Here is a 14,218-nt window from a genome sequence, read left to right on the forward strand (position 1 = left end):
TGCGCGCTTACGCGTCCTCTGGGCCAGTTTGGGCGGTGAGCCCAAGGTGTTGACGTTAGCAGCGTTCAGTGCAACTGAAAAAACTATTTATTTTTGTTTCCCCGCCTCCTGTGCGCCAGCAAATACACCACCGGGATCACCAGCATCGACAGCAGCGGGGCGCTCACCATACCGCCGATCATCGGCGCGGCAATTCTCTGCATCACTTCTGAACCGGTTCCGCCGCCCCACATAATCGGCAGTAAACCCGCCATAATGGTCGCGACGGTCATGGCTTTTGGCCGCACGCGCAACACCGCTCCGTGGTGAATCGCGTCGCACAGTTCTGCTTCGGTCATTTCATCACCGGCTGTTTTCTGGCGCTGCACTGCCTGATTCAGGTACAGCACCATAATCACGCCGAACTCGGCGGCGACGCCTGCCAGGGCAATAAAACCGACGGCGGCGGCGACCGATAAATTAAAGTTCAGCAGATACAACAGCCAGACGCCGCCGGTCAGGGCGAACGGCAGCGTCGCCATGATAAGCAGGGCATCCCGTACGCTGCTGAAGGTGACATACAACAGCACGAAGATGATCAGCAGCGTCACCGGCAGCACAATTTTCAGTTTTGCCGTGGCGCGTTCGAGATACTCGAATTGCCCCGACCAGCTTACCGTGACGCCTTCCGGTAATTTCACCTGCTGATTCACCGCCTGTTGCATATCTTCAACGGCAGATTTCAAATCGCGGCCGCGTAAATCCACATAGATCCAGTCTGACAAACGGGCGTTTTCGCTTTTCAGCATCGGCGGGCCGTCGGTGACGTTAACCGAAGCCAGCGCTGACAGTGGCACCTGCGCGCCGGAAGCGGTCAGCACCGGTAAATCACGCAGCGCCTGTACGTTGTCGCGCAGTTCACGCGGATAACGCAGGTTGATCGGATATCGTTCACGGCCTTCCAGCGTCTCGCCGATATTTTCCCCGCCGACCAGCGTCGAGACCAGCGATTGCAGCTCGGTAACCGTGACACCGTAACGTGCGGCTTCGCGGCGGTTAATATCAATATCAACGTAACGGCCGCCTTCCAGCCTTTCTGCCAGTGCTGACGTGACGCCGGGCACCTGCTTTACGATATGCTCAATCTGCTGCGCGACGGCTTCTATTTGCGCGATGTTATTGCCATTCACCTTGATGCCGACCGGGCTTTTGATGCCGGTCGCCAGCATGTCGAGACGGTTGCGGATAGGCGGCACCCACACGTTGGCGATACCCGGCAATTTCACCGCGTTATCGAGCTCCGTCACCAGTTTGTCCGGCGTCATGCCTGGCCGCCACTGGTCGCGGGGCTTAAAGCGGATGGTGGTTTCAATCATGGTCAGCGGCGCGGGATCGGTGGCGCTGTCGGCACGTCCGGCTTTACCCATTACGGTGGCGACTTCCGGCACGGTTTTAATTAACCGATCCGTTTGCTGCAATAAACGCGCGGCTTCACGGGCGGAAATGCCCGGCAGCGTGGAAGGCATATACAGCAGGTCGCCTTCATCGAGCGGCGGCATGAATTCACTGCCGAGTTTCGCCAGCGGATACAGCGACACCAGCAGGAACAGGCCGCTGCACAACAGCGTGGTTTTTGGGCGTTTCAGCACCGCAGCAAGTACCGGCTGATAGGCGGCAATCAGCCAGCGGTTGACAGGACTGGCGTTTTCATCAGGGATTTTTCCGCGAATAAAATAGCCCATCAGCACCGGCACCAGCGTAATCCCCAGCCCGGCAGACACCGCCATCGCGTAGGTTTTAGTGAATGCCAGCGGCGAGAACATCCGGCCTTCCTGTGCCTCGAGCGAAAAAACCGGAATAAACGACAGGGTGATGATCAGCAGACTGCAAAACAGCGCTGGCCCGACTTCCGTGGCCGCCCGCTCAGAGACTTTCCAGTAATCCGCCGACGTCGGCTGCTGACCGGGATGAACGTGCCGCCATTGCTCCAGCACTTTGTGCATATTCTCGATCATCACAATCGCCGCATCGACCATCGCCCCGATGGCAATTGCGATACCGCCGAGCGACATAATATTGGCGCTGACCCCCTGATAATGCATGACGATAAACGCGCCGAGAATGCCGAGCGGTAATGTGATAATCGCCACCAGCGCCGAGCGGAAGTGGAACAAGAACAGGGCGCAGACTACGGCCACGACTATGAATTCTTCCAGCAGTTTGTGCGACAGCGTTTCGACGGCGTGTTCGATCAGCGGCTGGCGGTCATACACCGGCACGATTTCCACGCCCGCAGGCAGCGTGCGGGCCAGGGCGTTCAGCCGGACTTTCACCGCTTTCAGGGTTTCCAGCGCGTTTTTGCCCGACCGCATAACAATCACGCCGCCCGCCACTTCACCTTCACCGTTGAGTTCTGCCACGCCGCGCCGCAGTTCCGGCCCGGTGCGCACGGTCGCCACGTCCGAAAGCAGCACCGGAATACCGCTGTTCACCGTCACCACCACATTGTTGAAATCCTCGAGGCTTTTGAGATAGCCGGAAGTGCGCACCATGTATTCGGCTTCGCCCATTTCCAGAAGCGAACCGCTGCTTTCCTGATTGGCGCTTTTCAGGGCGCTGACGACCTGCTGATGCGTTACGCCACGGGCGCGCATCCGTTGCGGATCCGCCACCACCTGATACTGGCGCACCATACCGCCGATGCTGGCGACTTCAGACACATTCGGCACGGTTTTCAGGTCATAACGCAGCGTCCAGTCCTGCAGGGCGCGCAGCTGTTCGAGGCTGTGTTTCCCGGTTTTATCTACCAGAGCGTATTCGTAAATCCAGCCGACGCCGGTGGCATCCGGCCCGAGCGACGCTTTGGCACCAGCAGGCAGCGAGGATTGCACCTGACTCAGATATTCCAGCACGCGCGAGCGCGCCCAGTAAGGATCGGTGCCGTCATCGAACAGCACATAAACGTAGGCGTCGCCGAACATCGAAAAGCCGCGCACGGTTTTCGCGCCAGGCACCGACAGCAGGGTGGTGGTCAGCGGATAGGTCACCTGATCTTCGATAATTTGCGGCGCTTTGCCCGGATAACTCACGCGCACGATCACCTGCACATCGGAGAGATCAGGCAGGGCGTCGAGCGGGGCTTTCTGCAATGACCAGATGCCCCAGCCTGCCATCATCAGCGCAGCGAGCAACACCAGCAGCCGGTTTTTCAGCGACCAGCGGATCACGGCGGCAATCATAAATCACCTCCGTGCTGATGCGTTTCTGACGTCGTGGCGTCGGTGGCTGGCAGCGCGCTGCGCAGGCTGGCTTCGGAATCAATGAGGAACTGGCCTGAAGTGACAACAGACTGACCTTCCGTGAGGCCGGAAAGCACCTGCGTCCAGCCATCACGCGTCGCGCCGGTGGTCACTGCCTGCGGGGTGAAATGCCCGTTGCCGTCGTCAAGCAGAACGGTATTGCGGCTGCCGGTCTGGATAAGTGCCTCCTGCGGGATTGCCAGAACAGCCGTCTGCGCGCTGATATCCGGCGACAAATTCAGGTACATACCGGGGCGAAGTTTCTCCTGCGGATTGTCAATGACCACACGGGCTTTCAGCGTGCGGCTGACGGCATCGACATCCGGCAGCAATTCACTTACCGTGCCGTGGAATGTTTCGCCCGGCTGGCTGTCAGTGCTGGCGGTGACCTTGCTGCCTGTCTGAATCTGACGGGCGGCGGAAGGCGGATAATCCATCACGATCCACACCTGTTTCAGGCTGGTCAGTTCGAACAACGGCTGCGTGGCGCTGACCTGCGCGCCTTCGCGCACGAATAGCTGGCTGAGATAACCGTCTTCCGGCGCGAGCAGGGTGATGCGGGTTTGCGGCTGACCGGTTTTATCGACGCTGCGCAGAATGTCTTCCGGCATAAACTGCAAGGCCAGCCGCTGGCGGGCGGCGGCTGTCAGATTGCGATCACCCAGCTGACGCACTGCCAGATATTCCTGCTGCGCGGCGGTCCAGTCGGGTATCCACAGCGTCGCCAGTTTCTGGCCTTTTTTCACCGGCTGCTGGCTGGCGGCAACATACAGTTTTTCGACCAAACCGTTTGCCCGCGCTGAAATGGTGCGCAGGCTGCGCTCATCGGCGCTGACCGTGCCGTAAACATTGAGCGGGGCGTTTAACATCCGGCGTTGCACCTTTTCACTGCGCATACCGAGATTTTGCTGCTGACGGGCGCTTACCGTAACACCGCCGTCATCCGCCACTTCATCGGCATAACGCGGCATCAGATCCATATCCATAAAGGGTGATTTACCCGGTTTATCGAAACGCTGATCCGGCGTCATCGGGTCATACCAGTACAGCACTTTGCGTTCGGCAGGCGTGGCCGCAGCGCCTGTTTGTACGGGCTGGCTGTGGCGACCCGCGATATAACCAGCGGCAAGTGCGGCCACAATGGCAAGAGCCAGCAAGCTGTAAGTTTTAGCACAAGTCATTAATTCATCTCCCGGGGAGCCAGATAGCGCAGGGCGACCCAGTAACGGGCTACCTCCAGTTCGGCATTGCGTTCGGCAAGCTGGCTGTCCAGCAGGGTGCGGCGCGCTTCGAGGACTTCATTGAGGCTGCTTTTACCCGCGCGGTACTGCGCCTGGATCACGCTGATACGCTGGCGCTGCAGCGGGATAACGTCATTTTTTTGCCGCTGCCAGAGCGTGCCGGCGGCCTGATATTGCGCCAGCAAACTGGTCAGCTGCGCCTGATGGTCACGCACCAGCTGCGCCAGCCGGTCGTTGCTTTCCATCGTCATCGACTGATCGGCAGCGTGATCTTTATCCTGCCGCGATGCGGTAAACAACGGCAGACCGACGGTAAACATCACACCCGCCAGATCCTCATAACTGTCGGCGCGGTGGGCGTAATACACTTCGACGCCGACATCCGGCAGCGCGGCAATCGCCGACTGCGAGGATTTCGCCTGCGCGACTTCTGCCTCGCGCCGCGCCTGAATGATTTCAGGATGCTGCTCCACACTGTCCGTCTGCGCAGCCTGAACCGGCAGGGAGATCACGTCCGGAACAGCGCCGTTGATTTCTGGCTGGTCGATGCCGGTCAGCTGGCTTAAACGGGTACGTGCCAGCTGCACATCACGTTCCGCCTGCGTGAGTTTGTCCTGCATGCTGATGAGCGTCAGCCGGGCATCCAGCACCGAGGCAGGCAGCGAACTTCCGCTACTGACACCGCCACGAGAAACGCCAATCTGGCGCGAACTCTCATCCACCAGTTTTTGTATCTGGCTGACGTTTTGTTCGCCGATAGCCAGTTCCATCCAGGCCAGCGCAGTGTCACGTTGTAAACGCGCACGGATGCTCTGACTGGTGGCGGCGACCTGACGTGATTCGGCGCGAAATGTGTCGGCTTTACGCTCGCGTTTGTCACTGCTGACGTAATCCTGCATGATGCCGATACGTTCCATTGTCATGCCCTCACGGGTAAAACGATCGGTATTGCCGCCGCTGACCGGCAGGTTTTCGATGCCAAATTTTAGCTTCGGATCCGGCAGTTGCATCGCTGAATCCGCCCGGTTATTCAGCGCATTAATCTGATGACGGCTGGCGGAAAGCTCGGCGGAATAATCCTGTGCGGCGACCAGCGCCTGCGGCAGGGTGACGGGGGTGGCAAGGGCGCTGACCGGCACAAAAGCCAGCAGCCATTGCCACGTCACCCTCGGGTGACGCGGTAAAGTGAACATGGTGAATCTCCCGCTCAGCGCTTTTGTGGTGTCAGGGTCACTAACTGATAGGCGTTATCGGTTTTGACAAAGCTGAACACCACCGGCGTTCCGGCGGGCAGGGAGTGGGCCGCAATGTCCGGCGGCAGGCGGAAGTTCATGGTCATTGCCGGCCATTTCAGGGCCGGGATCGCCTGATGAGAAATACCCACACGGTCACTCTGCCATTGGGTGATCACACCTTCTGATCCGTAGGTCTGCACGGCGGTTGTGGTTTGATGATAGTGCCCCATATCCATCGCAGGCATCGGTGCGGTGTCAGCAAAAGAATAAGCGCAAATAAAGAGCAGGCTTGCAGAGAATAAACTTAAAATAATACGCATGAGAATAACTCCAATATTGATATCAGAATAAATGGCCATAAAAATGGCAAATGAATTTCATTTAATTTCGGGCGCAGATAAACGCCCGCTGACAGCTGGGGCTATTCCCGGTATCGGCAGAATTGTACTTCGGCGGGAAGCGCAATGACCGGTGGTGCGACCCAGTCAGCGGTAGTGACGGCCGTGCTGGCATCGACGGTGATCACCGCTAAAGCCGGGACAAAAGGCAGAGCAACGACAGGGGCAGAACCGCTGTCGGAATGGGTTCTTTCCGGTACGCAATGCTTTTCACACAACACTGACTGGCTTTGCATATGCTCAGGGGAATCAGGCGCTTGCATGGAGATGTTATGCGCCATTGCGGTGGTTTCCACCGGCGGGTGCATATTGCACTGATGGCTGGCGAGCGCCAGCTGGGAATTGAGCATCAGCCAGCACAACGCGAACAGCAACGCACTGACCCGCTTGCCGGGCAAGCGCAGTGAATGCATAAACTGTGAAATCGCGAAACGGACTGACATGCTGCTGATTATTTCCCCGGGGAAGATAAGCGCGAGTATATAAGGAAATAAGGCTGCTGAGAAAGAGGGAAATAGAATAAACCGGAATTAAAATTGTCAGGATAATTAAACAACGCGAATAACAGCGGTTTCTGTTATTCGCATGTTAATTTAATGGCGTATTCCGGTAATAATATACCTAGAGCCAGCCAGACTTCTTGAGTTTCCAGTAAAGCCACGCACAACCGGCGACGGTCACACCGAGCGTTACCGGATACCCCCACCAGTCATTCAGTTCAGGCATGTTTTTAAAGTTCATGCCGTACAGGCTGAAAATGACCGTCGGGATCGCCAGTATCGCGCCCCAGCCTGCCAGCCGCTGAACCACTTCGTTCTGATGTACCGACACCAGCGCCAGATTGACGTGCATGGCATTGGACAACATTTCGCGCATGTCGTCGGTGGTGCGGATCACCTGATTAGCGTGATCCTGAACGTCGCGGATATAGGCGCGCAGGCTTTTGGGTACCAGTTCCTCAAAGTGATGGCTGAGCTGATTACAGATATCCTCCATCGGCACGGCGGCATTGCGCAGTGAAAGCAAGTCACGACGCAGGCTGTAGACCTGCTGAACGGCCTGCTGATTAAAGGTGTTCTGGAACATCTGTTTTTCGATGGCATCAAACTGTTCAGTGTACTGATGCAGAATTTCCAGATAGTTATCAACGATGGAATCGAGCACGCAGTACAGCGCATAGCCGGGGCCTTTGCTCATCATTTCCGGGCGTTCTTCGGCGTGCTTGCGGATTTCTTTATAGCTCGACGAGGCACCGTGACGGATAGTAATCAGGAAGTTTTTACCCAGAAACAGATGTGTTTCGCCGTATTCGATGGTTTCATTCACTTTCTGCGCGGTGTGGGTGACGATAAACAGCGATTCGCCGTACTGCTCGATTTTTGGCCGCTGATGGGCAGTCAGCGCATCTTCAATCGCCAGGTCGTGCAGGCCGAATTCTTCCTGAATACTGCGCATGTAGGCATCTTCAGGTTGCCATAACCCCAGCCAGACAAACGTGTCCGGCTCTTTCAGCACTTCGCTGATGTCTTCGACCGTGACATCCTGCAGACGCTTACCGTCGCGGTAAGCCACGCTGTTGATCACTGAATCGCAGCTGGGCTTTTTATCTTCGTTAGAAATGGAGTTCATTGTTTTACCCGATTGTTATTCAGACGGAAATCCTGCCCGCAGGCAGGATGATTTCAGTGTCTGAACAGAATAGCGCAGTCTGATAGAAAAGCGCTGACCGGGAATCTTAAAAGAGTGTTTCAGCCATCGGTGGAACGGCTCACCTCTTCCCACGCATCAATATCGGTGTGCATTTGTTGCAGTTTTTCCCTGACGAATTTCACCGCATCGCTTCCCAGCAGCAGAGACGCGGGGGGTTCAGGTGAGTTAACCAGTTGCAAAATGGCCTGAGCGGCTTTGTGCGGATCACCCGGCTGATGGCCGCTGCGCTTCTCCCGCGCTTCACGAACTGGCCCGAAACTTTCATCGTAATCGCTGATACTGCGCGGAGAACGTACCATTGAGCGTCCCGCCCAGTCGGTTCTGAACGAGCCGGGCTGGATGGCGGTCACAGCAATATTGAACGGTTTTAGCTCCTGGGTTAGCGTTTCAGAAATCCCCTGTAAGGCGAATTTACTGCCGCAATAATAGCTGATGCCGGGCAGGGTGATAAATCCGCCCATCGAGGTGATGTTGAGAATATGTCCGGCCCGACGCTGGCGAAAACAGGGCAGGAACGCTTTGATGACCGTCACCGCACCGAAGACATTGACGTCAAACTGATGCAGCGCTTCGCTGAGCGGTGATTCTTCCATAATACCTTCATGCCCGTAACCGGCGTTATTGACCAGTACGTCGACAGCGCCGATTTCCTGTTCCACTGACGTAGCAAGCTGAGCAACAGCAGCGAAATTGGTGACATCCAGCATGCGGCCAAAGCTGCGCCCCGGCGCCAGCGCGTCGAATTCTTTGCAGACCTGTGCATCACGCAAGGTACCGACCACACGGTGTCCGGCTTTAAGGGCTTCTTGCGCCAGCGCGCGGCCAAATCCGCTGCTGACGCCGGTGATAAAGAATAATTTTGACTGGTTCATACAAACTCCTCAGTAAAAAGCGGACTTGCAGAATAGGGCGGACAGTATCAGAAACGTAGCCCGGATCCTCTCTGATGTTTGCCTGTTCCTCTGAGGTGTCTGGACGTAGCCGGTTCCCGGTGCGACACTGAATTCACTTTCCGCTGCGTATTTTCAGGTTGATATGACGTTTCCGGCTTTGACCGTCACTGAGCAGATGATCGCGCTGCTGGACCAGCTGACACCCGATGAGGGCTACAATCTCACCGCGCTGGCGGATGTGCGTTTTTTACGATCTGATCGCCCGCTTTTGCGTACGCCCGTTTTGTATGAGCCTGGCATTGTGATTGTGGTGCAGGGCAGTAAGCGCGGTTTTTTAGGCAATGATGTCTATTTGTATGACGCGCAGCATTATCTGATGGTGTCGGTACCGGTGCCGTTTACCATGGAGACGCAGGCCAGCGCCGCTGAACCCATGCTGGCAATTTATCTGCGGCTGGATTTCAGTCTGGCCGCTGAACTGATGTTGCAGCTTGATGCTTACTCACCGGCGCAGGTGAAATCGCCGAAAAGTATGGTGTCGAGTCTGATGGATGACGCGATGCGCGCCTCGGTATTGCGATTTTTGCAGGTAATGGCGTCGCCGGTGGATGCAGAAATCCTCGGCAGGGCGATGATGCGCGAAATTTACTACCGCGTGCTGACCGGTGCACAAGGCGCGACATTGCGCAGTGCGCTGACTATGCAGGGGCAGTTTGGCAAAGTGGTGAAGGCATTACGGAAATTACACGCAGAATACGATTCGCATCTGGATGTGAACGCGCTGGCGAAAGAAGCGGGAATGAGTCTGCCGACGTTTCACAGTCACTTTAAAACCGTCACGGATACGTCGCCGATGCAGTATCTCAAGTCCACCCGTTTGCATCAGGCCAGATTGCTGATGCTGCGAAATAATCTGACCGCGTCGGCGGCCAGTGCGCAGGTGGGATATGAAAGTGTGTCGCAGTTCAGCCGCGAATTTAAACGCTTATTCGGGCTGACGCCGGTCAGCGAAGTGGCGCGGATGAGGCAGAATTTTTCATTGCCTGCCCCGTCCGCGCCGTCTGATTTTATCTCTTCGCATTAAGCCTGTTGGTTAAAGTTTACGTTACGGTGTCACGCCAGACGTGGTTTGTACTTTTACATCCGGTGTCGCTGCCGGGCCAAACACGGTATAGGTCGGCAAATCGACGTTCTGATAGGGCTCCCAGCCGCCGCCCAGCGCTTTATACAATGACACCAGGTCGGTGTTGGTTTTCACTTTCGCTTCTGCGGATTGCTGATGTGCCTGCGCAAGCTGACGTTGTGCATCGAGCACGTTGATGAACGTCGAAAGCCCCTGACGGTAACTGTCGCTCGCCAGATCAAACGCGGTCTGCAACGCTTCGGTGGTCTGGTCTAAACCCTTCACCTGATCCTGATCTGTGCGGTAACTCACCAGCGCATTATCGACATCCTGCAACGCCGTCAGCACGGTCTGGCGGTAATTGAGCGCCGCATTGGCCTGCTGCGCGCGGGAAAGATGTACGCTGGAAACCAGACGTCCGCCCTGGAAAATCGGCAGGGAAATCTGCGGGCCAAATGAGTAGAAATGGCTGCTCCAGTTATCGAGATAACTCACGTCGGTATTGCGCATACCGAACTGACCGGTAAGCGAAATGCTCGGGAAGAGCTGTGCGACGGAAACCCCGATATTGGCGGTCGCTGCATGTAAATCGGCTTCGGCTTTGCGCACGTCCGGACGACGACGCGCCAGCTGTGAAGGCACGCCGACCGGCACGGCAGCGGGCAGGACAGGCATCGGTTTAGGCGCGGAAAGTTCGGTATCCAGCGAGCCCGGTGCCTGACCGAGTAAAACCGCCAGTCCGTTCATCGCCTGACGTTCCTGAGCCTGATATTGCGGCAACTGAGCGCGCAGGGAACCTAACTGCGCACGGGCATTTTCTACATCTAATTGTGGCGATAGTCCGTTTTGCTGACGGTTTTGCGTCAGATCCAGCGTTTGCTGCGCCACGTCAATTTGCGTCTCAATGGCGTCCGTCACGCTTTGTGCACCACGCAGTTGCAGGTACGTGCGGGCGACTTCGGCTTGCAGCGACACCAGGGCATCGTTGCGTTGTTCGATGGACGACTGGGTCTGCGCATTCGCTGCTTCAACCTGACGGCGTGTGCCGCCAAATAAATCCAGTTCCCAGCTGGCGTCGAAACTGCCCTGATACAGATTCACTGGTCGGGTGGCGGTATCAATAGCCCCCGACGCTTCCGGGCTCAGATCGTTGAGTTGCTGCGATGCCCCGCTGGAATCAAGAATACCTTTCAGACCGAGCTGCTGGCGCGTCATTTTCGCGCTGCCCTGCACCGAAGGCAGCCAGGCGCCTTCGGCCTGTTTCACCTGCTCACGGGCACCGGCGATACGTAAAACGGCCTGTTGCAGGGAAATATTTCCGGCAATGGCGCGGGTGATCAGACTGTCGAGCTGCGGGTCGTTAAACGCCTTCCACCATAACGGATTCGGCTCCGAAGGCAGGGCAATCGACGCGCCGTCTTTGTCTTTCGGCTGTGTCATATCGTTATACGCCGTCGGCGTCACCGGATTAGGTTTCTGATAATCCGGGCCGACGGAGCAACCGGCCAGTGCAACCGCAATGGCTGAAAGGGCAATAACATGAGTCTTTTTATACTTCCGGGTCGTAATCAACTTAATGTGCTCCGGCATTACCTTCGCTCTTAACGGGCGAAAGCAGGAAACAAAACGGGATCAAAATAACGGCGACGATGGCGCAATAACCGAACACATCGATGTAAGCCAGAATGCGCGACTGCGAAATCATCTCCTGATACATCCGCACGGTCGCCAGCTGCATCGGGTCGCCGACGATGTGGGCGAAATCACGGATAGCCGCAGCGCTTTTACTGACTGCCTGATTAAACTGTTCATTGAGCGGCGACATGTTATGCGCCATATGGGCGCTGTGCGCCTGCGTTCGCTCAGTCACACCTGCGGTTGCCAGCGAAATACCAATCGACCCCGCGACGTTACGGAACATGGTAAACAGCGCTGCGGCGTCCGCATTCATTTTTTGCGGGATCGTCACAAACGCGATAGTGGTGAGCGGCACGAACAGGAAACCAAGGCCTATTGACTGCGCACTGCGATACATCACCAGCGTGGTGAAATCGACGTCAGGCGTCAGCGTCGCCGAATAGATAAACGAGGCTGCCAGCAGGAAGAAGCCGAATGCAATGATGTAACGCGTCTGCACGATGGGCATCAGTTTGAGCACCAGCGGGATCGACAATACAATCAGTATCGCGCCCGGCGACATCACCAGGCCGGAAAGGGTGGCGGTATAACCCAGCTGCTGCTGTGCCAGTTGCGGGATCACCACCGAACTGCCGTACAAAATCATCGCCATACCGGCCATCAGCAGACCTGCCACTGCAAAGTTTTTATCCTTCATACAGCGTAAGTCGACCACCGGTTTTTTGGCGTATAGCAGCCAGTAAATCGCCCCGACGATACCCGTTGCGGCCAGCACAGCAAAAGTTACGATAAAGCCGGAGTTAAACCAGTCGTCATCCTCACCACGGTCCATCATTACCTGTAAGCAACCTAAACCGAGTGCAATCAGCCCGATACCGATGTAATCGATACTGAGTTTACCTTTGGCCTTTCGCTCCCACGGCGGATCTTCCAGTAGCTGATAAATCGCCAGCAGGGCGATAATGCCCACAGGAATATTGATGAGGAACACCCAGCGCCAGCTGAAGTTATCGGTGATGTAACCGCCCAGCGTCGGGCCGACAACCGGCGCGACAATGATGGCAATCGATGACAGGCCAAACGCCTTGCCGCGATCTTCCGGTTTAAAGTAATCGAGCAGCACCGATTGCTGGATCGGCTGCAAACCGCCGCCGAAAAAGCCCTGCAATATGCGAAACAGGATCATCTGCCACAGTTCAGTGGCGACGCCGCACAGGAAAGAGCAGACGGTAAACATACCGATACAAATCAGGAAGTAAGTTTTGCGGCCCATCACACGGCTGAGAAACGCTGAAATTGGCAGCACGATGCCGTTTGCCACCAGATACGACGTCAGAACCCAGGTGGATTCGTCGTAGCTGGAAGACAATGAACCGGCGACGTGCGGCAGCGCCACGTTAACGATGGTGGTGTCCAGGATTTCCATGAACACCGCAATGGTTACGACGGCGGCAACTGCCCACGGATTGGCCTTGGGTTTCCAGTAGCTGCGATTTTCATTCATTCGACGGTCACCGTCGGTTCGACAGACAGACCCAGCGGCAGGTGGTGATTTTCATCCAGACCGCTGTCGATGACGATTTTCACCGGCACGCGCTGAACGATTTTCACGTAGTTACCGGTGGCATTTTCAGCCGGGAAGGCCGAGAAACGCGAGCCGGTGCCCTGCTGAATACTGTCCACATGCCCCTGAAGTTTGATGTCCGGGAAGGCATCGACGGTAATGGTGACTTTATCGCCCGGTTGCATACGTTCGAGCTGCGATTCCTTATAGTTCGCGGCGATCCATATATCTTTCGAAACCACGGAAAACAGCGACGTACCGGCCTGAACCAGTGTGCCGAGTTGCACATTTCGCTTGGTCACATAGCCGTCGAACGGTGCGCGAACCTGCGCATAAGAAAGATTCAGCGTAGCAGTTTCCAGCTGGGCTTTCGCCTGCTCAACCTGTTGCTGACGTGCTTCGACGTTAGTTTCGGCCTGGCGGATATTCAGCTGAACCTGCGCGGCAACCTGCACCTGCGCCTTGGCGTTTTCCAGATCCGCTGCCGCAGAACGTACCTGCGCATTGGACGTATCAATATTTTGTTGCGTGGTCGCACGCGGATCCACACCGCGCTGGCGGCGGAAATCAGCGGTGGCATTTAGTAAATTGGCTTCCGCACGGGTTTGCTGAGCTTTCGCCTGGGCCAGCTGCGCCGGATATTGCACTTTAGCCAGGTCATACTGCGCCTGCGACTGATGCAACTGCGCGACGGCCAGACCGAGCTGCGCCTGTGCCTGGTCACGTTGCGCGGTGGCGTCACGCGGGTCAATTTCCACCAGCAGATCGCCTTTTTTGACGAACTGGTTATCTTTCACCGCAAGGTGAGTGACATACCCGGCGATTTTCGGCGCGATGGTCACGGCATCGCCTTCGGTAAAGGCGTCATCGGTGCTTATCTGATCTTTGGTCATCAGCCACCAGACCAGTGCAACAATCAGCATCACAACCACGACGATCCCAAGAATAATCAGCGGCTTCTTGCCTGGGTCTTTGCGTTTTTCCTCATTATCCTGATTGTCGCTATTGGCTTCATTCTGGCCTTTAGCATTTTCTTTGTGACCTTCTCCTGATTTTACCTGGCTGGAATCGAGTTCTGAGTGTGCGTCTTCAGACGCGGAGGGCTGGTTATTTTTTTCGCTTGTCATAATGCTCTTCT

At 56.3% G+C, this 14,218-nt stretch carries 11 protein-coding genes; 1 reads left to right on the top strand and 10 read right to left on the bottom strand.

Annotated features, from left to right (window positions below; all coding sequences use genetic code 11):
- Positions 1–83: 83 nt before the first annotated feature.
- From D6C13_RS01860 to D6C13_RS01890, 7 genes are all read right to left on the bottom strand, one after another.
- Entirely contained in the window at positions 84–3,218 is a 3,135-nt protein-coding gene (locus D6C13_RS01860; RefSeq protein ID WP_120131147.1) for an efflux RND transporter permease subunit, read from the bottom strand.
- On the bottom strand, positions 3,215–4,459 hold the full coding sequence (locus tag D6C13_RS01865) for an efflux RND transporter periplasmic adaptor subunit (RefSeq protein WP_120131148.1): 1,245 nt from the start codon (positions 4,457–4,459) through the stop codon (positions 3,215–3,217). The genes D6C13_RS01860 and D6C13_RS01865 overlap by 4 nt, the downstream gene beginning before the upstream one ends.
- Positions 4,459–5,712: a TolC family protein gene (locus tag D6C13_RS01870; RefSeq protein ID WP_120131149.1), complete on the bottom strand. Its 1,254-nt coding sequence runs from the start codon at positions 5,710–5,712 to the stop codon at positions 4,459–4,461. Before D6C13_RS01870 ends, D6C13_RS01865 begins: the two co-directional genes overlap by 1 nt.
- 14 nt (positions 5,713–5,726) lie before the next feature.
- A complete protein-coding gene (locus D6C13_RS01875) occupies positions 5,727–6,074 on the bottom strand; it encodes a copper-binding protein (RefSeq protein ID WP_120131272.1) in 348 nt (115 codons plus the stop codon).
- A 101-nt stretch (positions 6,075–6,175) separates the two neighbouring features.
- Positions 6,176–6,595, bottom strand: coding sequence for a hypothetical protein (locus D6C13_RS01880; RefSeq protein ID WP_120131150.1), 420 nt, complete (start codon positions 6,593–6,595; stop codon positions 6,176–6,178).
- Between the two features lie 178 nt (positions 6,596–6,773).
- Positions 6,774–7,781, bottom strand: a complete 1,008-nt coding sequence (corA, locus tag D6C13_RS01885; protein ID WP_120131151.1) for a magnesium/cobalt transporter CorA — start codon at positions 7,779–7,781, stop codon at positions 6,774–6,776.
- Between the two features lie 119 nt (positions 7,782–7,900).
- Positions 7,901–8,734, bottom strand: a complete 834-nt coding sequence (locus D6C13_RS01890; RefSeq protein WP_120131152.1) for an oxidoreductase — start codon at positions 8,732–8,734, stop codon at positions 7,901–7,903.
- A 163-nt stretch (positions 8,735–8,897) separates the two neighbouring features.
- On the opposite strand from D6C13_RS01890, the gene D6C13_RS01895 reads away from it, so the two are divergent.
- Positions 8,898–9,839, top strand: coding sequence for an AraC family transcriptional regulator (locus D6C13_RS01895; protein ID WP_120131153.1), 942 nt, complete (start codon positions 8,898–8,900; stop codon positions 9,837–9,839).
- A 21-nt stretch (positions 9,840–9,860) separates the two neighbouring features.
- Here the strand turns inward: D6C13_RS01895 and D6C13_RS01900 are convergent, their stop codons facing one another.
- Genes D6C13_RS01900 through D6C13_RS01910 form a run of 3 tightly spaced genes read right to left on the bottom strand, consistent with a single transcriptional unit; the run spans position 9,861 to position 14,207 of the window.
- A complete protein-coding gene (locus D6C13_RS01900; RefSeq protein WP_482822410.1) occupies positions 9,861–11,447 on the bottom strand; it encodes an efflux transporter outer membrane subunit in 1,587 nt (528 codons plus the stop codon).
- Between the two features lie 4 nt (positions 11,448–11,451).
- On the bottom strand, positions 11,452–13,020 hold the full coding sequence (locus D6C13_RS01905; RefSeq protein ID WP_120131155.1) for a DHA2 family efflux MFS transporter permease subunit: 1,569 nt from the start codon (positions 13,018–13,020) through the stop codon (positions 11,452–11,454).
- Complete coding sequence (locus D6C13_RS01910) at positions 13,017–14,207, bottom strand: HlyD family secretion protein (protein ID WP_120131156.1); 1,191 nt, start codon at positions 14,205–14,207, stop codon at positions 13,017–13,019. The genes D6C13_RS01905 and D6C13_RS01910 overlap by 4 nt, the downstream gene beginning before the upstream one ends.
- Between the last annotated feature and the right edge of the window lie 11 nt (positions 14,208–14,218).

Source organism: Rahnella woolbedingensis (genome assembly GCF_003602095.1).
Classification (GTDB): domain Bacteria; phylum Pseudomonadota; class Gammaproteobacteria; order Enterobacterales; family Enterobacteriaceae; genus Rahnella; species Rahnella woolbedingensis.

Excerpts from the sequence above, each read along its gene's own strand:
- D6C13_RS01895 (WP_120131153.1), top strand. The coding sequence starts at position 8,898 with ATGACGTTTCCGGCTTTGACCGTCACTGAGCAGATGATCGCGCTGCTG.
- D6C13_RS01870 (WP_120131149.1), bottom strand. The coding sequence starts at position 5,712 with ATGTTCACTTTACCGCGTCACCCGAGGGTGACGTGGCAATGGCTGCTG.
- D6C13_RS01890 (WP_120131152.1), bottom strand. The coding sequence starts at position 8,734 with ATGAACCAGTCAAAATTATTCTTTATCACCGGCGTCAGCAGCGGATTT.
- D6C13_RS01910 (WP_120131156.1), bottom strand. The coding sequence starts at position 14,207 with ATGACAAGCGAAAAAAATAACCAGCCCTCCGCGTCTGAAGACGCACAC.
- D6C13_RS01860 (WP_120131147.1), bottom strand. The coding sequence starts at position 3,218 with ATGATTGCCGCCGTGATCCGCTGGTCGCTGAAAAACCGGCTGCTGGTG.
- D6C13_RS01875 (WP_120131272.1), bottom strand. The coding sequence starts at position 6,074 with ATGCGTATTATTTTAAGTTTATTCTCTGCAAGCCTGCTCTTTATTTGC.
- corA (WP_120131151.1), bottom strand. The coding sequence starts at position 7,781 with ATGAACTCCATTTCTAACGAAGATAAAAAGCCCAGCTGCGATTCAGTG.
- D6C13_RS01880 (WP_120131150.1), bottom strand. The coding sequence starts at position 6,595 with ATGTCAGTCCGTTTCGCGATTTCACAGTTTATGCATTCACTGCGCTTG.
- D6C13_RS01865 (WP_120131148.1), bottom strand. The coding sequence starts at position 4,459 with ATGACTTGTGCTAAAACTTACAGCTTGCTGGCTCTTGCCATTGTGGCC.
- D6C13_RS01905 (WP_120131155.1), bottom strand. The coding sequence starts at position 13,020 with ATGAATGAAAATCGCAGCTACTGGAAACCCAAGGCCAATCCGTGGGCA.